The following is a 19,694-nucleotide window of genomic DNA, read 5'->3' on the forward strand; positions in this document are numbered from 1 at the left end:
CTTAGATCGACAGTTTCTTAACGCGTTTGCCGCCATACATCAGGTTCACGATACAACGTGTTCCGACAATAGCTGTAAACATTGAAGTTAAGATACCGATAGACAGCGTTACCGCGAAGCCTTTAATTGCACCTGTACCTACAGCAAATAGAATAATTGCTGTCAGTAGTGTGGTGATATTGGCATCGGCGATGGTGCTAAATGCGTTTGCATAACCTTGGTGAATCGCTTGTTGTGGACTGCGTCCATCTCGAAGTTCTTCACGTATACGCTCAAAGATAAGTACGTTGGCATCGACCGCCATACCAACCGTCAATACGATACCGGCAATACCTGGCAGAGTCATAGTAGCCCCCGGGATCATCGACATCACACCGATAATCAACACCAAGTTAGCCATCAGAGCAACGTTCGCAATCAAACCGAAAGTACGGTAGTAAAGCAGAGTAAACAACATTACTGCAGCCATACCCCAAACCATCGCCATGATACCCATATCGATGTTTTGTTGACCCATAGATGGACCAATCGTACGTTCTTCTACAATCGAGATAGGCGCAATCAATGCACCAGCACGTAGTAAAAGTGCCAAGTTATGAGCTTCAGCCGTTGAGTCGATACCCGTAATACGGAAGTTACGACCTAGCGCAGATTGAATCGTCGCTTGGTTGATCACTTCTTCGTGCTTACTTAAGATCACTCGACCTTCTGGTGTTTTACGACCGCTGTCTTTGTACTCTGCAAATACCGTAGCCATAAGCTTACCGATATTCTGACGAGAGAATGTAGACATCTTGCTACCACCTTCGCTATCTAGCGAGATGTTAACTTGTGGACGACCATATTCATCAACACTTGAGCTTGCATCAGTAATACTTGAACCGCCTAGAATAACGCGCTTCTTAAGTACCACAGGGCGACCATCACGGTCTTGCTTGATTTCGCTACCCGCAGGGGCACGACCAGAAGCGGCAGCGGCTAAGTCAGCACTACTATCAACTTCACGGAACTCAAGTGTCGCCGTTGCACCAAGAATTTCTTTAGCGCGCGCCGTGTCTTGAACACCAGGCAATTCCACTACGATACGGCTAGCACCTTGACGTTGAACCAAAGGCTCAGCAACACCAAGTTCGTTAACACGGTTACGTAGAATGGTAATGTTTTGCTCTACTGCGTAGTTACGGATTTCTTGAAGACGAGCGTCTGTAAAACGAGCAACCAAAGAGAAACGACCATTAGATTCTGAATCTACGAACGTCATATCTTGGTGCTTAGATTGCAGTAGCGATTTCGCTTCAGCAAGCTGCTCTTCGTTACGTAGAATCACTTCTACTGCATCTTTACCCGATGGGCGAATAGCACGGTAACGAATTTTTTCTTCACGAAGTTCACTACGGAAGGCTTCTTCTTGTTGGCCAACTAGCTTTTGCATCGCAGCATCCATATCCACTTCCATTAAGAAGTGAACACCACCACGTAGATCAAGACCCAGTTTCATTGGTGCAGCACCAATAGATTCAAGCCAATCAGGAGTTGAAGCCGCAAGGTTTAAAGCAACGATAACATCATCACCTAGTGCTTCTGTGATGATATCACGGGCACTAATTTGCGTATCTGTATCGTTAAAGCGAACAAGAATGGAACCGTTTTCTAGAGCAACGGATTTAGTAGAAAGGTTCTCTGCTTCCAGAGCATTGGTGACAGCATCCAGCGTAGACAGATCTACAGAGGCGCCACGCGCCCCTGTAACTTGAACTGCCGGATCTTCACCGTATATATTCGGAAGTGCGTACAACGCGGCGATAGCGATGGCAAACACCACCATCAAATACTTCCATAACGGATAACGGTTTAGCACAGCGAGGATCCTCTAGCTGTTTATAGTGATTTCAGAGTACCTTTTGGTAGCACTGCTGTAACGAAGTCTTTCTTGATAACAACTTCGTTGTTTGCGTTCAGTTCGATAGCAACGTAGTCGCTGTCTTCTGCAATCTTAGTAATCTTACCGATTAGACCGCCGCTTGTTAGAACTTCATCGCCTTTGCCCATAGAAGACATAAGGCTCTTATGCTCTTTTACGCGCTTAGCTTGTGGGCGGTAGATCATGAAGTAGAAGATCACAGCGAACATACCTAGCATGATAAGCATTTCGAAACCGCCGCCTGCTGGTGCACCTTCTACTGCTGCGTGAGCTTGAGAAATAAACATTAAAAACATCCTCTATTATATTTTGGTAATTGTTTGTCTAATTGGGTTGTATCCCTTTATTTTCAAGCCCCAACTCTCGGAAGAGAGATGGGGCTCGCAAAAAAAGAAATACTAAGATTCTTTACCTAACGGTGGCACTTCACGCCCCATTCTTGCGTAGAACTCAGCAACGAACTCTTCAAAACGGTCTTCATCAATAGATTGACGAATATCTGACATAATTCGTTGGTAGAAACGCAGGTTATGAATCGTGTTCAGTCGAGCACCTAGGATTTCGTTACAACGATCCAAATGGTGCAAGTACGACTTGCTGTAGTTCTTACAAGTGTAACAGTCACAATCTGAATCTAGTGGTGTTGTATCCGTTTTATGCTTCGCATTACGGATCTTGATCACACCTTCAGTCACAAACAAGTGGCCGTTACGTGCATTTCGCGTTGGCATAACACAGTCAAACATGTCGATACCACGACGAACACCTTCAACTAAGTCTTCAGGTTTGCCTACACCCATTAGGTAACGTGGCTTATCTTCTGGCAGTTGAGGACATGTGTGCTCAAGAATGCGGTGCATATCTTCTTTTGGTTCGCCTACTGCTAGGCCGCCTACTGCGTAACCGTCAAAACCAATTTCTGTTAAGCCTTTAACGGATACGTCACGAAGGTCTTCGTATACGCCACCTTGAACGATACCGAACAGTGAGTTCGGGTTTTCAAGTTTGTCGAAGTGGTTACGTGAACGCTCAGCCCAACGAAGAGACATCTCCATTGAGTCTTTAGCTTCTTTGTGTGTCGCAGGGTAAGGCGTACACTCATCGAAGATCATTACGATGTCTGAACCTAAATCTTTTTGGATTTCCATAGACTTCTCAGCGTCCATGAAGATCTTGTCACCGTTTACAGGGTTACGGAAATGAACACCCTCTTCAGTGATTTTACGCATTGCACCTAGGCTGAATACTTGAAAGCCGCCTGAATCAGTCAGGATAGGACCGTGCCAGTTCATGAAATCGTGCAGGTCACCGTGCATTTTCATGATTTCTTGACCAGGACGTAGCCATAGGTGGAATGTGTTACCTAATAGGATTTCAGCACCTGTGTCTTTTACTTCTTCAGGTGTCATACCTTTAACAGTACCGTAAGTACCTACAGGCATGAATGCTGGGGTTTCAACGGTACCGCGTTCAAACTGAAGTTGACCACGACGTGCGCCGCTATTAGTTTTTTTAAGTTCGTATTTTAATTTCACGAAGCCTCCAATATGCCAGAGAAACAATCTGACTGTTAATTCAGAACCTTAGGCCAAACAAAAGTTCAGTCTAGTGGGTTCTATGAGGAGCGGTCGCGTATTCCTTGCGAGAGATTAGACAGACACCCTGCCCGACTCCTAGCTTACTGCTAGCACCCGTAAATTCTAATGTATATCGTTTATAACTAGCTTAAATTAGCTTGTTTTCTTATTGATGAACATGGCATCACCGTAGCTGAAGAAACGATATTCGCTCTTCACTGCGTGATCGTATGCGCCCATCACGTTGTCGTAACCTGCAAATGCACTCACCAACATAATCAGTGTTGATTCTGGCAAGTGGAAGTTGGTAATCAAGCAATCCACCAACTGGTATTCATAGCCAGGGAAGATGAAGATTTCTGTATCACCAAAGAAAGGAACGAGCTCAGTGCCTTTCTTCAATGCATCTTGAGCTGCACTTTCTAGTGAGCGTACTGATGTTGTACCAACAGCAATAATACGGCCGCCACGGGCTTTTGCTGCAGCTACGGCGTCAACCACTTCTTGCGGCACTTCAACGTACTCAGCATGCATGTGGTGATCGTTAATATTATCAACTTTTACTGGCTGGAACGTACCAGCACCAACATGAAGCGTCACGTAAGCAAACTCAACACCTTTTTCTTTCATGTCAGCCATTAGCTTGTCATCAAAGTGAAGGCCTGCTGTTGGCGCTGCAACCGCACCCGGCTTTTCATTATAGACAGTCTGGTAGCGCTCTTTATCTGCATCTTCATCAGGACGATCGATGTAAGGAGGCAGTGGCATGTGACCAACACTGTTAAGAATCTCTAAAACGCTTTGATCAGATGTGAAATGGATTTCGAATAACGCATCGTGACGCGCCACCATTTCAGCTTCATATTCATCGTTCTCACCAAGGAACAACTTGGTACCCGGCTTCGGTGATTTAGAACAACGAACATGCGCAAGAATGCTTTTCTCATCAAGCATACGTTCAACCAGCACTTCAAGCTTACCGCCTGATGCCTTGCGACCAAATACACGAGCTGGAATCACTCGAGTGTTATTGAAAACAACAAGATCGCCTGGCTCAACCAAGTCTAAAACGTCTTTAAACGAACCATCAGCTAGGTTACCGCTGTTGCCATCTAATTTAAGCAGGCGGCTTGCTGTACGCTCCTCTTGAGGGTAGCGAGCAATGAGTTCATCTGGTAGGTCAAAGTGAAAATCTGAAACTTGCATGTGTCTAGTCTTGTCTTAGTTGATGAGATTTGTGCCGTTGACGAATCATAAATCGTAGTTGCTGGATAATCGTTACGGTAAGTCAATCGTTACCAGAAACACATCGCAAACACGACTAAAAATTTCGCAGTGGGCTAGTATAGGCACACGAGCCGCAATAGCAAGGTTTACAGCACTGGATTATTGTAAAGAGGCGTAAAATAATGCGACTGATTCACCTCCTCAAGCTAAAGAATTAGTTGCATAAAACTCACCCAAGAATGCGTCAGATCTCAGTTATTTTTTGGATAAAAAACTATAGTAATAGCAACAAATAAAAAAGAAGGAGGTTCGTATGATCAAGGTTGAAGATATGATGACTCGCAACCCTCATACCCTATTGCGCTCACACTCACTGGCCGATGCTAAGCACATGATGGAAGCACTTGATATCCGCCATATTCCGGTCGTCGATTCCGACAGGCAACTACTAGGTGTCGTCACACAACGAGACGTTCTCGCCGCTCAAGAATCCAGCCTACAAAACATCCCACAAGCTCAATCTTTTACTCTTGCTACTCCCCTCAACGACATCATGCACAAAAGTGTTATGTCGGTAGAGCCGCGTGCAGGATTAAAAGAATCGGCTATCTACATGCAGAAACATAAAGTGGGCTGTTTACCTGTCGTAGAAAACCACGAACTAGTAGGCATTATTACAGACAGCGATTTTGTCACGATAGCGATCAATTTACTGGAGCTGCAAGAAGAAGTAGAGCCAGAAGAAGCAGAAGTAGAGTAACGCTCGGAATTGATATAAAGAAGAGCGGCCAATTCAGCCGCTCAGAGGGATTGTTGTCGCAGCGGATTATTATAGAAGCTCAGATACCACATCCGCTAATTGATGGAATGTCTCACGACGCGAAGAGCTTGGTCGCCAGACAAGGCCAATATCTCGGTAGGCCTGCTGACCAGGAGGATCGATCACAACGAGATTCTGGTTTTCCAATAAACCGTGGTCGATCGCCATTTGCGGAATAAAGGTGGTTCCTAAACCATTGGCCACCATTTGCACCAATGTGTGAAGGCTCGTCGCAGTGAACGGGTTGATCTTCTCTTTATCCGTTAACTTACAAGCCGACACAGCATGCTCGGTTAAGCAATGCTCGTTCTCCAACAAAAATACAGATTCGTCTGGCAGGTCATCGTATTTAATCGGAACGCGAATACCATCAGCTTGATTGCGACTGATCACCATCCGGAAAGGGTCTTGCCCAACAACTTGGCTTTCCATATTGTCGATATCGACAGGCAAAGCCAGAATCAGCACATCTAAGTCTCCATGACGCAGCGCAGCCAATAGGTTGGTCGTTGTGTCTTCACGTAACAGCAAATTTAATTGTGGAAAGCGCTGGTTGGCTTCCTGTACCAAATCGCACAAAAGGAACGGCGCTATAGTAGGAATACACCCGACTCGCAGCTGCCCTTGCATCGCATCCCCGTTACATAGATTTCCAAGCTCTACGAGATCTTGTCCTTTCGCTAGTAGCTCTCGACCGTGCTTGACCACCAGCTCACCTGCTTGCGTGAAAACTAGCGGGCTCTTTTTATCTTTCTTCTCATAAAGCGGGCAACCAATCAGCTCTTCTAGGTTTTGAATGCCTTTACTTAGCGTAGATTGACTGACGAAACAGCGATCTGCGGCATCACTGAAATGACGAGTTTCGTGAAGAGTAACAAGATAGTGAAGTTGCTTAAGACTTGGCCATTTATTCATGAAATTACTTTGTAATATGAGTAGGATAAGTTAGGTAAAGGTCATTCGACCTAAGGACAGGACAAAGAATAAGCTTATCGCTTTTTTCGATTAACTTAATCTATTTAATTCGCTTTTTTCTATAGTACCGATTGTACTATAGTTTGTCCCGTAGAAACGGAGCCCAAACAAAGATGTGTTGGGCCAACTAATTTTTTAGGAGATTCCAAAATGGTACTAGTAGGTCGTCAAGCCCCTGACTTTACTGCAGCAGCTGTTCTAGGTAACGGTGAGATCGTTGATAACTTCAACTTCGCAGAATTCACTAAAGGTAAGAAAGCTGTAGTTTTCTTCTACCCACTAGACTTCACTTTCGTTTGTCCTTCAGAGCTAATCGCTTTCGACAACCGTCTTGAAGATTTCCAAGCTAAAGGCGTTGAAGTAATCGGTGTTTCTATCGATTCTCAATTCTCTCACAACGCATGGCGTAACACTGCTATCGCTGATGGCGGTATCGGTCAAGTTAAATACCCTCTAGTTGCTGACGTTAAGCACGAGATCTGCAAAGCATACGATGTTGAGCACCCAGAAGCAGGCGTTGCTTTCCGTGGTTCTTTCCTAATCGACGCTGACGGCCTTGTACGTCACCAAGTAGTTAACGATCTTCCACTAGGTCGTAACATCGACGAAATGCTACGCATGGTAGACGCACTAAACTTCCACGAGAAGAACGGTGAAGTTTGTCCTGCACAATGGGAAGAAGGCAAATCAGGTATGGACGCATCTCCAAAAGGTGTTGCAGCATTCCTATCTGAGCACGCTGACGACCTAAGCAAGTAATTACCTCTTAAGCCCGAACTCAACGCGGGTTAATGGTTGGAAGATTCTCTTTAAAGAGACATAAAGCATAAGCTAATAGCGCAAAGCGCACCGCCAATCAGTTAAGAAGTAAAGTCCTATTAAAAGCCCGAAGTTAACGCTTCGGGCTTTTTGTTTTCCCCCTCCTCGCTCCCCTAGACTGACTCTTGTAATAGATAATTGAGGTAGCGATAAACCTAAACTTTACCTCTATTTTCCCTTATCCCCATCTATTCAGAATCACACCTAGATTGCTATTATTTCATCAGTATCTTTTTGAACGGATAAACACGATGAACACCGAAATTGAAGTCTGTATCGATAACTTAGAATCTCTTCATACCGCACTATCTGGTGGCGCGAATCGAATTGAGCTTTGCTCTTCATTAGCACTTGGCGGATTAACTCCAAGCTTCGGAATGATGAAACAAGCGGCAATAGTTTCGTCGGTTCCGGTCTACGCTATGATACGCCCAAGACAAGGCGACTTCATTTTCGATAACGACGATATGCTCTGTATGCTTGAAGATATTGAAGCTTGCGCAAATGCAGGATTGGATGGGGTCGTACTTGGTGTGTTAGCGCCGAACGGAAGTATTGATATGCCAAAGATGCAACAACTGGCTGACAAAGCGCACTCGTTAAAGCTTGGGATTACCTTCCACAGAGCCATCGATCAAAGCTCTGATTTCCAAGCAGCATTAGAACAAATCATTACACTTGGATGCGAAAGAGTCCTGACATCAGGGCTTGCTGCTAATGCTGAGCAAGGTATCGATGTATTGGCTGCAATGGTCAAACAAGCCGATGGACGAATTGATATCATGGCGGGGGCTGGCGTTAACGCTGCGAATGCCAAAATGATTCAAAGCGCTACCCAAGTACCTGCTCTTCACCTTTCAGGTAAATCGACAAGGCCGAGTCTAATGGAAAACAACTCAAGTGCTCAAATGGGCAGTGATAATATTGATGATTATCAGATCCCAGTGACAGATGCGAGTAAGATATCTGATGTGAGAGCCGCCCTCACCGCTTAGGGCAATAGTCGCCAGCATAAATCCAGAGAACCTCGCTGACTAATCTAACTGACTGACGTATATTAGATTTAATAGCGCAGAAAATTTTCATGGATAGATATGGCTAAAGACTTATTCAGCTCTCTTGATTTAAACCTGTTACGAAGCAAAACATGTTTGGAAGAAACCAAATCCACGGCTTTCAGGCTGAAATTGGCGTGGCAAGTTATGACGGTACGAAAACGCGCTCAGGCGAAGTAGAAGAGAAAACAACACATGGTATAAGCCTAGGCGGGGCCTACGTTTACCAAGCGACACCAATGCTTGGATTACGTGCTGGTGTTGATATGAATATTTTTGATCACAACAAAACCTTTGTGCCTTACGACACAACGGTCAATTTCAATCTTGGTGCCATTATTAGCTTCTAAAGATAAGCTCTATTTGAGTGCGTCATCAAGGCTTTGATCGCCTAGGTGACGTACATCTTTACCCTTCACAAAGTAAATAATGTATTCGCAGATATTTTGGCAGCGGTCTCCCACTCGCTCAATCGCACGCGCTGACCACATCACCTGCAAAATATTAGGAATGTTCTTAGGGTCTTCCATCATATAGGTCATTAACTGACGAATAACGGCCTCGTACTCCGCATCCAACTTATCATCAAGCTTGTGAACTTCAGCTGCCGCATCAACATCCATACGAGCAAAAGCATCTAATACTTGGTGAAGCATGGTGATAGCCTGACGGCAAAGAGGCTCTAAAGATACGTGGAATTTCTGCTCTTTGGTTGAAGGGATCTCAATAGCACCTTGCGCAATTTTAGAAGCAACATCGCCAATACGTTCCAGATCGGTAATCGTTTTGATGATCGCCATAATCAAACGCAGATCCTTCGCTGTCGGCTGACGCTTTGCAATGATTCGAGTACAAGCCTCATCAATCGACACTTCCATCGCATTCACTTTGTGGTCATCACGAATCACTTTTTTGGCCAATTCAACATCGTCTTTATGAAGCGCCTGCATTGCAAACGAGAGTTGCTGCTCCACTAACCCGCCCATGGTCAATACATGAGTACGGATCGATTCTAACTCGACATTGAATTGCCCTGAAATGTGGCGACCGAAATGCATACTTGCTCCTTGAAAGAAATGAAGAAAGCCATTTTTGTAGAGTGACTTAGCTCTAGATGACACCTTTGGAGAGGTTAGCCATATCTACCAGTAATGTAGTCTTCCGTCTGGTTTTTCAATGGAGACGTAAAAATTGAGTCCGTATCTGAGTACTCGATCAATTTTCCCATATGAATAAAGGCAGTATGGTCACTTACACGCGCGGCTTGTTGCATGTTGTGGGTAACAATCACCACTGTGTATTGCGTTTTGAGATCGTTGATCAACTCTTCAATCGTCAAAGTAGAAATCGGATCGAGTGCCGATGTCGGCTCATCTAACAACAGCACTTCAGGCTCAATCGCAACCGCACGAGCGATAACCAAACGCTGCTGTTGACCGCCAGATAAACCAAAAGCATTCTCATGCAACCGATCTTTCACTTCATCCCATAACGCAGCAGCGCGCAGAGAGCGTTCAACCGCATCATCAAGGTCTCGGCTGTTGCTAACGCCTTGTAGCCTCAAGCCATAAACCACATTCTCATAGATAGATTTAGGAAAAGGGTTTGGACGCTGGAATACCATACCCACACGGCGTCGTAAGGTCGCAACATCCACCTTAGGGTGATAGACGTTCTTGCCATGAAGCTTCACTTTCCCGGAAACCTTACAGCCTTCAACAAGATCGTTCATGCGATTAATGCAGCGCAGCAGAGTCGACTTACCACACCCAGAAGGGCCGATAAACGCCGTCACCTGCCCCTTCGGGATCTGCATCGAGATATCATCAAGTGCTTGGCTCTCTTTATAGTAAAGATTTAGCCCTTCGATCGAGATAGCAATTTGCTCATCCTTCAGATTGTGAACATCAAGTGGTGCTTGGTAACCCAAGGTTTCATTAATCGAGAACATCTAATCTTGTCCTAAGGTTCGGTATTTTTCACGCAAGTTATTACGGATATTGATGGCTGTTAAGTTCAACCCAACAATCACCGTAACCAATAAAAATGAAGTCGCATACACTAAAGGTCGTGCCGCTTCGATATTAGAGGTTTGAAAACCAACATCATAGATATGAAAGCCTAAATGCATGAACTTTCTATCTAAGTGTAAATACGGAAACTGACCATCGACTGGCAAGCTAGATGCCAATTTAACAACACCCACCAGCATAAGTGGTGCAACTTCCCCCGCGGCTCTCGCGATTGCCAAAATTAAACCAGTGATAATCGCTGGGCTTGCCATCGGTAAAACAATGCGCCAAAGCGTCTCAAATTGAGTCGCACCAAGCGCTAATGAACCGTGCCTCACTGCACTAGGAATACGCGTTAAGCCCTCTTCCGTGGTTACGATAACGACTGGAAGCGTCAAGACCGCTAAGGTTAGTGCTGACCAAAGTAGACCCGGCGTACCAAATGTCGGTGCTGGCAATCGCTCTGCATAGAACAACGTATCAATCGAGCCACCAATGGTATAGACGAAAAAGCCTAAACCAAAAACGCCATACACAATCGACGGTACACCCGCCAAGTTAATCACGGCGATACGAATTAAACGTGTTAGTGCGTTGTTTTTTGCGTATTCATGAAGATATATCGCAGCGACCACGCCAAGAGGCATCACGACGATCGACATGAGAATAACCAACAGTACTGTACCGAAAATGGCAGGGAATACACCGCCTTCAGAGTTTGAGTCTCGTGGGTTCTCTGATAAGAACTTCCAAACTTGTTTGCCCCAGTGCCCAACCTTTTCTAGGTAAGACATATTATTTGGGTACCAATAATCCAGAATGTGACTTAGCGAAATCTCGACCTGCTCGCCTGTCATATCCTCAACGAGTAAGCTTTCGACATTAAGTTGCGTTCTAAGGTGCTCAAGCTTAACTTCGGCTTCACCTAACTGGCGGTTTAATTCCAGTTTAGTTTGAGTATAGGTTTTAAGGTATTCATCGCTCACTGACTCATTGAGTTCAAGCTTACGCTTTTCTAAGCGCAGGTTTTCCAATTGCCAGCTGATATTGCGAATTTCTTGGTTCACGACACGCGACGTTTCTTTACGTAGCGCATCAGCGAACGCCAAGCCTTGTTCGAGCTTTTGGTCTATGTTCGAATCAAAGGTGCCAGAAGCGGTTTTAAAACCCACCGGCTTACCAAAGAAATAACCACCTCGACTTCGTTCAATCACAACCCAATCAAGCGGGGTAGTGGGTTCACGTAAGTTAACATCCAGAATAGAAACAAAGTCCGCAGGGTACAGTTCTCTGTTAGCAACTTTGATGCTTAAGCGCTGTATCAGCCCAGTCGACAAATTTTGAGGAGACAAAAGGTCATGGACTTGTGGAACTTGCTCTATCGGGATGTATTTTCGTTCATATAACTGACCAACCAATACATCTTGTTTTGATACGGTTTCGTCAAGATCGACCACTAGCGATAAGTCTTTGGAGTCAACTTGCCATTGATACAAAGGTGCGGGCCAAAAATAGGTTAAGCCCTTCCAACCAATCAGCAGCATTAGGCCAAGAACAGAAAGCATACTGATGCTCACCGCCCCGCCCGTAAGCCAGATCCACGGAGAGCCCGATTTAACCCAAGATAATAATGACTTCAGTTTATTCATCATGATCGACCTTGCTCTTGGCGTGCTGAAATCAAGGAGCTGCAAAGATCAAGAGACACGCTAGTCAAGCCACTAAAAGCCATTGATACACATTGAGGCAAACCTTTAAAACTACAGCGCACGATATTTATCTCTCAGTCTTTGTCTAACCCACTCAGCAACTGAGTTCACCGCGAATGTAAAGATAAACAGCAAGAGTGCAGCCAAGAACAGCAAGCGGAAATGAGAACCGCCTACTTCTGATTCTGGTAGCTCAACAGCAATCGTTGCCGATAAGGTTCTCATCCCTTCCAAAATATTCCAGTCAAGAATTGGAGTGTTACCTGTCGCCATCAAGACGATCATGGTTTCGCCAACCGCTCGACCTAGGCCCATCATAACCGCTGAAAAGATACCTGGACTCGCCGTCAATAACACCACATAAATAAGCGTCTGCCACGCCGTCGCACCCAACGCTAATGAGCCATCAGATAAATGTTTAGGTACAGAGAAAATAGCATCTTCAGCAATAGTGAAAATCGTTGGGATGACCGCAAAGCCCATAGCAAAACCAACCACCAGCGCATTGCGTTGGTCAAAGTCGATGCCATAACTCGCTAAGAAAGTACGAATATCACCACCAAACAACAAGGCTTCAATGCTGTTTCCACCAGCAAAGACAGCCACCACCGTAATCACCAATACCGGGATCAATATTAGGGCATGCCAACCGTTAGAGAAACGACTCGTCACCATCTTCGGTAAGCAGAACCAAACTAACCCCGTCAACAATGTACTCAACGGTAATAACACCATTAATGAGAAGACGGCCGTTAAATGCGTTTCGACAATTGGAGCAAACCAAAGCCCGGCCAAGAATCCGATGATCACGGTCGGAAGTGCTTCCATCAGTTCTATCGAAGGCTTCACCACTCTTCGCATGCGTGGAGACATGAAGTATGCGGTGTAAATGGCTCCGAGCACAGCAACCGGCACGGCAAACATCATCGCAAACAGAGCGGCCTTAATGGTACCGAACGTAATGGGTACTAAACTGAATTTCTCTTCAAAGTCATCATTCGCCGAGGTTGATTGCCAAACATATTGTGGCTCAGGGTAGCTTTCGTACCAGACTTTTTGCCAAAGCGATGAGAATGATATTTGCGGGTATTCATTATCGACCTTAGCCACACTGATGGTGCCATCAATCAGCGTCGCCAGATGCAGTTCATTGGCAGACATAGCCGCTAATTGTGGTGATTTATCAAATGCGCGCTCGAACAGCGACAGCTTTTCACTGGTCGTATAGTGGCTTTGTAATGTGCCGTTCTTATAGAAGCTATAAAAACCCTTTCTATAAGTATCAGGCAAAATAAATTGCACTTGTTCAGCAAGTTGGAAGTCTCGAATATGGGTCAGGCTACGCTTTTCATCTTTGAGTACATCGAACCACTGAGAAACCTGTCCATCCTCATGCGTAGCCAACAGTGAATAAGCTCCAGACAGTAAATCGATACTTTTCACCGAATGCTTCGCATCATTCAAGCTAAGATCAATCACTTCACGAACATTGAAGCCGCGATCTGATAGCTTCAAAACCACTAAATCCGATTGAGATCGGAGATATAAGGTTTGGCCATCAGGTGTGACTAACAACTGTTGCTGCAAGCCCAACTTATCCGATAGCCATTGGCTCTTCTGAAAAACATACTGACCCGTAACGTCACTTTGGTACCACTTCACTAAGACTCGTTGGTCACTTAGCTGAGCAGCAACCGTGATACCACGTCCATTCTTAGAGAACGCGAATTTTTCGATTGTCGTCCCATTTGACGATTCATCATTTAAAAATCGTTCAGGGAGATCGATTTGCTCAATTTTAGGATCGGCTTCACTGCCCTTTTGCAGCACAGGCGCACTATACTCAGGATAGAAAAAAGTAAGGTTGCTTGCACTATCGGCAAAGGCAAACCAGTTTTCTGATGGGGTATTTCGAGAGAAGGCAACAGGATTGGCTAAAACATTTTGCTCAAAGTAAGAGTGTGTATTTTGAGACTCTAAATCCCAAAACTGCACCAAGCCAGATTTTTCGATAGTAAATGCATGCTGACCGTATTCATCAACAGATAAGGCGATAGGCTTTTCTACGGCAACGGTCTTTACAGCTTGGTCTGTCTCTAAACCAGTATCAGAAAATACCGGTAAAATGACCATCGCCAAGTAAACAAAGATCAATACTAGGGCAGCTAGAACACTGACCGCGCCACATGTCACCGAAAAACGGACGAGACGATCTTTCAACCATCTTTTTTTGTCGCGCTCTTTCAATGAAAATTGGGCTGATGCCATCTGTTTATCTACCTTTTTTTAGCTACTGACATAATATGTACGTTAGATGACAATTATATTACAAGTTACGTTAAACAACTGAAACTAATAACAAGTTTGTTAGCCATATTTCTTAAAGTAAGATCATAGATTTTGTGAATTTTGCCATTCTAATTTAAAGTAATCAGCTCTATAGCCAGTACTCAAGGATTCTCATCTCGATGGAAAAAGACTATGTCACAAAAGAACTTAGCTGGTTATCCTTCAACGAAAGAGTGCTCCAAGAAGCGGCAGATAAGTCAGTCCCCTTAATCGAAAGAGTTCGTTTTTTAGGTATTTACTCGAAAAACCTCGATGAGTTTTACAAAGTCCGATTTGCTGATGTGAAGCGAAAGATCTTACTTCAAGATCCACAGCTAACCTCCAACTCGCCGAAAAGCCTACTGACTAAAATGCAGAGCAAAGCAAGCAAGCTCGATGCTCAATTCCATGAACTGTATAACGACTTGCTATTGGAATTGGTACGCAATCGTATTTTTCTGGTCAACGAACAACAAATCAGCGAAGAACAAAGTGGCTGGATAAAAAAGTACTTTAAGAAAAAAGTGCTGCCACACTTAACTCCGATTCTCTTGAACGAAGATAGCCAGTTACTTAATATTCTCAAAGATGAACAAAGTTACTTAGCCATCGACATCGAGCGTGATGCATCATCTCAATATGTCTTACTCGAAATCCCATCAGAAGCACTCCCTCGATTTGTTAAGTTACCGGAAACTTCGGGTTCGCAGCGTACAACTTTGATCTTGTTAGATAATATAGTTCGATTTTGTTTGGATGACTTACTTAAAGGATTCTTTGAGTATGACTCATTGCGTTGTTTTGCGATAAAAATGACACGTGATGCCGATTATGATCTGCAAGAGGACAATGAAAATAACCTATTAGAATCGATGTCTTTAGGTTTAGAACAGCGCTTAACGGCACTGCCGATACGTCTGATCTATGAATCTGAAATGCCAACTGAAATTCTCAACTTCTTACAAGTCAGACTTAAACTGTCTGACTATGACAGTGTCATCGCAGGTGGTCGCTATCATAACTTCAAACATTTCTCTGAGTTCCCAAGCCTTAACCGACGTGATTTAGTTAATCGTCCTCTACCCGCGATTAAGTGCGCGCATTTCAGCCATTACCCAAACTATTTCGAAGCGATCAAAGCTCGCGACATCTTACTGCATTATCCTTATCACACCTTTAGTCACATCACTGAACTGGTTAGGCAGGCTTCCTTTGACCCGAAGGTAACCTCCATCAAAATAAACGTTTACCGTGTTGCGGAAGGCTCAAAACTCCTCAGCTCGATCATCGATGCGGCGCACAATGGCAAAAAGGTCACTGTGGTTGTCGAGCTGCAAGCACGCTTTGATGAGCAAGCCAACATTCAATGGACCAAGAAACTTCAAGAAGCGGGTGTAAAAGTCATCCATGGCATCCCAAGTTTGAAGATCCATTCCAAGTTGCTGCTCATCAAACGAAAAGAAGGCAAGCATACCGAGCATTATGCCCATATTGGCACTGGCAACTTCCATGAAGTTACAGCGCGCGTGTATACCGATTTCTCTCTGCTCACTGCGAATGAAGATTTGACTCAAGAGGTGAGACAAGTCTTTAAGTATATTGAAAACCCTTATCAAAAGTCCCAGTTCAAGCAACTGATTGTGTCACCAAAGAATACTAGAAAACGTCTGTACCAATTGATAGATAATGAAATACAAAACGCGATAGAAGGTAAACCTGCAAGCATCACTCTAAAACTCAACAACTTGGTCGATCGAGAGATCATTGAAAAGCTCTATCAGGCTAGCCAAGCCAATGTAAAAGTGAGAATGGTCATTCGCGGCATGTGCTCTCTTGTCCCTGGCATACCCCACATCAGTGATCATATTGAGATAGTCAGTGTGGTCGATCGTTTCCTCGAACATCCGAGAGTGATGATATTTGGTAACGCTGGAAAGCCGAAGGTCTATATATCTTCCGCTGACTGGATGACACGAAATTTTGATCACCGCATCGAAGTTGCAGCTCCAATTTTAGATCCAAAGATCAAGCAAACCATTATCGATATCACCGAGTTTCATTTCGATGACAGCAACAAAGCTCGAGTGCTAGACCAAGCGATGAGCAACTCTTACACACAACCACCAGCAAACCTACTTGATTACCCGACGTCACAACTCTCCACTTACCACTATATTAAACGTATGGAGAAACTTGCTCGCAAGAAGTACAAACAAGAGAAGAAATCATGCCGCTAATTGATAACAAACATTCTCGATGTATTGCCGCTATCGACTTGGGTTCGAACAGCTTTCACATGGTGGTTGCCCGAGTATTCGATCAACACCTGCAATTAGTCAGCAGACACAAACAGAAAGTGAGATTAGGTGATGGATTGGATGAACGTAACGTCCTATCTGAAAGCGCTATCGAGCGAGGCCTAGAATGCCTCAAGGTGTTCGCAGAACGACTGGCGGATTTTGAGCTTGATGATGTCAGAGTTGTTGCGACTCATACCCTAAGAAAAGCCAAAAACGCTAAAGACTTCTTAGAGCAAGCCAAGCCACTGTTTCCTTTTCCAATAGAGATCATTTCCGGTCAAGAAGAAGCTCGAATAATCTATAACGGAGCAGAACACACTCAAACCGCTTCTGAATCTAAGTTGGTTATTGATATCGGTGGAGGGAGTACGGAACTCGTCGCCGGACAAGGCTTTACTCCTCTAATTATGCGCAGTTTACCGATGGGATGCGTCAACTTCACTCAACGTTTCTTTGCTGACGAAGGGCTAACTTCGCGACACTTCTCAGATGCTTATACCGCAGCTACTCGTCTATTGATGCCATTGATTGAAGAATACACAAAAGCCCCTTGGGAAATCGCTTTTGGCTCATCTGGTACCACGAAATCAATAAAAGAAGTACTCATTGGCTTAGGGTTCACCGATGGTCTCATTACGCCCCAACGCCTGTCCTATTTAAAGAATCACTTATGTGAGTTTTCATCATCCAACACCGTAAATCTTTCAGGCTTAAGTGATGAGAGAAAGCCTGTGTTTGCTGCAGGCGTCACCATTCTTTCAGCAGCAATGGATACGCTAGACATCAAGGAGTTACATTTTTCTGATGGTGCCCTGAGAGAAGGCGTTCTTTATGACATGGAGGATAGGCTTAAAGATATTGATATTCGAACAAGAACTGCCGAAACGCTCGTCTCTCGATACCATGTAGACGTAACTCATGGCGAGAAAGTGAAAGTGCTCGCTCTTTCATTGCTGAAACAAGTACAGCCTCAAGTGACAACTGCGGTCACTAATGAGCTGTATGATCTGCTTGGTTGGGCTGCAGTACTTCATGAGGTAGGACAAAGCATTGCATTCCAAGGCTATCACCGCCATTCGGCTTATCTGCTTAAGCATACGACAATGCCAGGCTTTAATACTGAGCAACAACGCCTTATATCAGCATTGGTTCGCTATCAAAGAAAAGCGCTCAAACTACAAGATTTGCCGGAACTTTCTCTGTTTACTCAGCAACAAGTCACCCTGCTGATTCGTATATTGAGACTCGCTATCTTACTCAACCGTCAGCGAAATCAAGCACTGGCCCCAGACGTGACTCTAACGATTGAACAACAGGATAACTGGGAATTGAAAGGAACTAACAGCGATTGGTTGGCCCAAAACCAACTGCTTGATTATGAGCTCAGAGAAGAGCAACAACGTTGGAAAAATGCAGAATGGTCGTTGCAGCTAAAATAACGAACAGTCAAAATAAAAACAGCTTGCGACGCGCAAGCTGTTCATACGTTTTTTTCTAAGTTTGTCTTAGCCTGAATTAGAGCCCGACTTTTGCCAATTCTTGCTCTGCGAACTCAGACGGTATCGCTAAATAACCATCTTTTTCTACAAGCTCTTGTCCCTGCTTTGAGAATACAAAAGTAAGGAACTCTCTCTCAACCGGAGAAAGTGGTTTATCCGGATGCTTATTCACATACACATAGAGAAAACGAGATAGAGGGTAATCACCACTCAAGATATTCTCACGCGTAGGCTCAACATAATTAGAGCCGTGCTCTGCAATAGGAATCAGCTTAACACCTGCTACGCGGTAGCCAATGCCCGAGTAGCCAATCCCACTGATGGATGAAGCGACCGACTGAACGACTGAAGCCGAACCAGGTTGCTCATTGACTCGGTTTTTAAAGTCACCGCCGCACAGTGCATTCTGTTTGAAGTATCCATAAGTCCCCGATACAGAATTACGACCAAACAGTTGGAATCGATGTTTTGCCCACGGTTGGTCAATGCCCAAATCTTGCCAATTATTTAGCGGCTTAGTCGCTCCGCAACGCAATGTCTCTGAGAATATACTGTCAATCTGGTGAAAGTTGAGCCCTTCAATAGGGTTATCACGATGCACAAAAAGTCCAATCGCATCGATAGCGACTCTCAGTGCTGTCGGCTTATAGCCATGCTCTCTTTCAAACGCTTCGACTTCTCGTAGGCGCATTGGACGACTCATTGGTCCAAGGTGAGCAGTGCCTTCCGTTAAAGCAGGAGGGGCAGTAGAAGAACCAGAAGCTTGAACTTGAGCGTTCACATTCGGGTAGTAAGACTTGAACTCTTCCATCCATAATGTCGTCATACCCGCCAAGGTATCCGAACCAACAGACAATAGGCTCCCTGAAATACCCGGCACCTTAACGTAATCAGGAAGTGAGTCGACACCCTGATCGGCATGAACTGGGTTAACCAAAGCAAATGTTAACAATAAGCTTACGGGTAAACGCATCCTGCGTGTCACACAACTCATGACACTGTCAGTCGATTTGGCAATGTAAAATGGAATCGACTACCGACACCTACTTCACTTTGAATTTCTAAATGTGAGTCATGATGACTAAGCGCATGTTTCACAATCGCCAATCCAAGACCACTACCACCTGTATCACGTGAGCGTGCTTTATCTACACGATAGAAACGCTCTGTGAGTCGATGTAAGTGTTGTGGCTCGATACCGTCTCCGGTGTCTGATACATCCAAACAAGCACCTTGACTGGTCTGGTACCAACGTACCTTAACCGTCGCGCCCGGTGGTGTGTATTTCACTGCGTTGTAAACCAGATTCGATATAGCACTTCTCAATTGATCTTCATCAGCAAGAACGCGTAGGCTCTTATCGATATCAAACTCAAGCTTATGTTCGCGCTCACCGCTAAGGCTCGCCGCTTCTTTCTCAAGAACCTCAAGCATCGCCGGAACGTTGACCAC

16 protein-coding genes and 1 pseudogene are annotated in these 19,694 nt (G+C 44.7%); 6 read left to right on the forward strand and 11 right to left on the reverse strand.

Going from position 1 to position 19,694, the window contains the following annotated elements; genetic code table 11:
• Nucleotide 1: 1 nt before the first annotated feature.
• The 4 genes from secD to queA form a co-directional block, all read right to left on the reverse strand.
• Nucleotides 2-1,858, reverse strand: coding sequence for a protein translocase subunit SecD (gene secD, locus AB6D93_RS14465; RefSeq protein ID WP_004735088.1), 1,857 nt, complete (start codon nt 1,856-1,858; stop codon nt 2-4).
• Nucleotides 1,859-1,878: 20 nt separating this feature from the next.
• Entirely contained in the window at nt 1,879-2,208 is a 330-nt protein-coding gene (gene yajC, locus AB6D93_RS14470) for a preprotein translocase subunit YajC (protein ID WP_004735087.1), read from the reverse strand.
• A 111-nt stretch (nt 2,209-2,319) separates the two neighbouring features.
• Complete coding sequence (gene tgt, locus AB6D93_RS14475; protein ID WP_102333713.1) at nt 2,320-3,456, reverse strand: tRNA guanosine(34) transglycosylase Tgt; 1,137 nt, start codon at nt 3,454-3,456, stop codon at nt 2,320-2,322.
• Nucleotides 3,457-3,651: 195 nt separating this feature from the next.
• A complete protein-coding gene (gene queA, locus AB6D93_RS14480; protein ID WP_017062523.1) occupies nt 3,652-4,704 on the reverse strand; it encodes a tRNA preQ1(34) S-adenosylmethionine ribosyltransferase-isomerase QueA in 1,053 nt (350 codons plus the stop codon).
• Between the two features lie 334 nt (nt 4,705-5,038).
• Here queA and AB6D93_RS14485 point away from each other — a divergent pair, with 334 nt between their 5' ends.
• On the forward strand, nt 5,039-5,485 hold the full coding sequence (locus AB6D93_RS14485) for a CBS domain-containing protein (RefSeq protein WP_017062524.1): 447 nt from the start codon (nt 5,039-5,041) through the stop codon (nt 5,483-5,485).
• A gap of 69 nt (nt 5,486-5,554) precedes the next feature.
• Here the strand turns inward: AB6D93_RS14485 and AB6D93_RS14490 are convergent, their stop codons facing one another.
• The gene (locus tag AB6D93_RS14490; protein WP_017062525.1) at nt 5,555-6,460 is read right to left on the reverse strand and encodes a hydrogen peroxide-inducible genes activator; all 906 of its coding nucleotides are present in this window, start codon (nt 6,458-6,460) and stop codon (nt 5,555-5,557) included.
• 210 nt (nt 6,461-6,670) lie between these two features.
• Here AB6D93_RS14490 and AB6D93_RS14495 point away from each other — a divergent pair, with 210 nt between their 5' ends.
• From AB6D93_RS14495 to AB6D93_RS14505, 3 genes and pseudogenes are all read left to right on the forward strand, one after another.
• Nucleotides 6,671-7,279 carry a peroxiredoxin C gene (locus tag AB6D93_RS14495; RefSeq protein ID WP_004740353.1) on the forward strand — a complete coding sequence of 203 codons (609 nt, stop codon included), beginning with the start codon at nt 6,671-6,673 and terminating at the stop codon, nt 7,277-7,279.
• Between the two features lie 311 nt (nt 7,280-7,590).
• Nucleotides 7,591-8,334: a copper homeostasis protein CutC gene (locus tag AB6D93_RS14500; protein WP_017062527.1), complete on the forward strand. Its 744-nt coding sequence runs from the start codon at nt 7,591-7,593 to the stop codon at nt 8,332-8,334.
• A gap of 146 nt (nt 8,335-8,480) precedes the next feature.
• Nucleotides 8,481-8,744, forward strand: a pseudogene (locus AB6D93_RS14505) (hypothetical protein); the annotation flags it as partial.
• A gap of 9 nt (nt 8,745-8,753) precedes the next feature.
• Here the strand turns inward: AB6D93_RS14505 and phoU are convergent.
• From phoU to AB6D93_RS14525, 4 genes are all read right to left on the reverse strand, one after another.
• Nucleotides 8,754-9,452, reverse strand: coding sequence for a phosphate signaling complex protein PhoU (gene phoU / locus AB6D93_RS14510; RefSeq protein ID WP_009848270.1), 699 nt, complete (start codon nt 9,450-9,452; stop codon nt 8,754-8,756).
• 74 nt (nt 9,453-9,526) lie between these two features.
• On the reverse strand, nt 9,527-10,345 hold the full coding sequence (gene pstB / locus AB6D93_RS14515) for a phosphate ABC transporter ATP-binding protein PstB (RefSeq protein WP_009848269.1): 819 nt from the start codon (nt 10,343-10,345) through the stop codon (nt 9,527-9,529).
• Nucleotides 10,346-12,055: a phosphate ABC transporter permease PstA gene (gene pstA / locus AB6D93_RS14520; protein WP_029235348.1), complete on the reverse strand. Its 1,710-nt coding sequence runs from the start codon at nt 12,053-12,055 to the stop codon at nt 10,346-10,348.
• A gap of 111 nt (nt 12,056-12,166) precedes the next feature.
• Complete coding sequence (locus AB6D93_RS14525; protein WP_102333712.1) at nt 12,167-14,383, reverse strand: ABC transporter permease subunit; 2,217 nt, start codon at nt 14,381-14,383, stop codon at nt 12,167-12,169.
• 200 nt (nt 14,384-14,583) lie between these two features.
• On the opposite strand from AB6D93_RS14525, the gene ppk1 reads away from it, so the two are divergent.
• Nucleotides 14,584-16,680 (forward strand): polyphosphate kinase 1, encoded by a 2,097-nt coding sequence (ppk1, locus tag AB6D93_RS14530; protein WP_065584663.1) that lies wholly within the window; start codon nt 14,584-14,586, stop codon nt 16,678-16,680.
• Complete coding sequence (ppx, locus tag AB6D93_RS14535; RefSeq protein ID WP_102333711.1) at nt 16,671-18,182, forward strand: exopolyphosphatase; 1,512 nt, start codon at nt 16,671-16,673, stop codon at nt 18,180-18,182. Before ppk1 ends, ppx begins: the two co-directional genes overlap by 10 nt.
• Before the next feature lie 76 nt (nt 18,183-18,258).
• On the opposite strand, the gene AB6D93_RS14540 is transcribed toward ppx, so the two are convergent.
• Nucleotides 18,259-19,236 carry a PstS family phosphate ABC transporter substrate-binding protein gene (locus tag AB6D93_RS14540; protein ID WP_102333710.1) on the reverse strand — a complete coding sequence of 326 codons (978 nt, stop codon included), beginning with the start codon at nt 19,234-19,236 and terminating at the stop codon, nt 18,259-18,261.
• On the reverse strand, nt 19,233-19,694 hold a 462-nt coding region (locus AB6D93_RS14545), incomplete at its 5' end, for an ATP-binding protein (RefSeq protein WP_372159176.1). The genes AB6D93_RS14540 and AB6D93_RS14545, both read right to left, overlap by 4 nt.

This window comes from Vibrio sp. 10N.247.310.23 (assembly GCF_041467155.1).
Lineage (GTDB): Bacteria > Pseudomonadota > Gammaproteobacteria > Enterobacterales > Vibrionaceae > Vibrio > Vibrio crassostreae_C.

What these genes read in the sequence shown, in the direction of transcription:
- AB6D93_RS14525 (WP_102333712.1), bottom strand. Translation starts at nt 14,383, where the DNA reads ATGGCATCAGCCCAATTTTCATTGAAAGAGCGCGACAAAAAAAGATGG.
- pstA (WP_029235348.1), bottom strand. Translation starts at nt 12,055, where the DNA reads ATGAATAAACTGAAGTCATTATTATCTTGGGTTAAATCGGGCTCTCCG.
- AB6D93_RS14490 (WP_017062525.1), bottom strand. Translation starts at nt 6,460, where the DNA reads ATGAATAAATGGCCAAGTCTTAAGCAACTTCACTATCTTGTTACTCTT.
- ppx (WP_102333711.1), top strand. Translation starts at nt 16,671, where the DNA reads ATGCCGCTAATTGATAACAAACATTCTCGATGTATTGCCGCTATCGAC.
- yajC (WP_004735087.1), bottom strand. Translation starts at nt 2,208, where the DNA reads ATGTTTATTTCTCAAGCTCACGCAGCAGTAGAAGGTGCACCAGCAGGC.
- AB6D93_RS14495 (WP_004740353.1), top strand. Translation starts at nt 6,671, where the DNA reads ATGGTACTAGTAGGTCGTCAAGCCCCTGACTTTACTGCAGCAGCTGTT.
- pstB (WP_009848269.1), bottom strand. Translation starts at nt 10,345, where the DNA reads ATGTTCTCGATTAATGAAACCTTGGGTTACCAAGCACCACTTGATGTT.
- queA (WP_017062523.1), bottom strand. Translation starts at nt 4,704, where the DNA reads ATGCAAGTTTCAGATTTTCACTTTGACCTACCAGATGAACTCATTGCT.
- phoU (WP_009848270.1), bottom strand. Translation starts at nt 9,452, where the DNA reads ATGCATTTCGGTCGCCACATTTCAGGGCAATTCAATGTCGAGTTAGAA.
- AB6D93_RS14500 (WP_017062527.1), top strand. Translation starts at nt 7,591, where the DNA reads ATGAACACCGAAATTGAAGTCTGTATCGATAACTTAGAATCTCTTCAT.
- AB6D93_RS14485 (WP_017062524.1), top strand. Translation starts at nt 5,039, where the DNA reads ATGATCAAGGTTGAAGATATGATGACTCGCAACCCTCATACCCTATTG.
- AB6D93_RS14540 (WP_102333710.1), bottom strand. Translation starts at nt 19,236, where the DNA reads ATGAGTTGTGTGACACGCAGGATGCGTTTACCCGTAAGCTTATTGTTA.
- ppk1 (WP_065584663.1), top strand. Translation starts at nt 14,584, where the DNA reads ATGGAAAAAGACTATGTCACAAAAGAACTTAGCTGGTTATCCTTCAAC.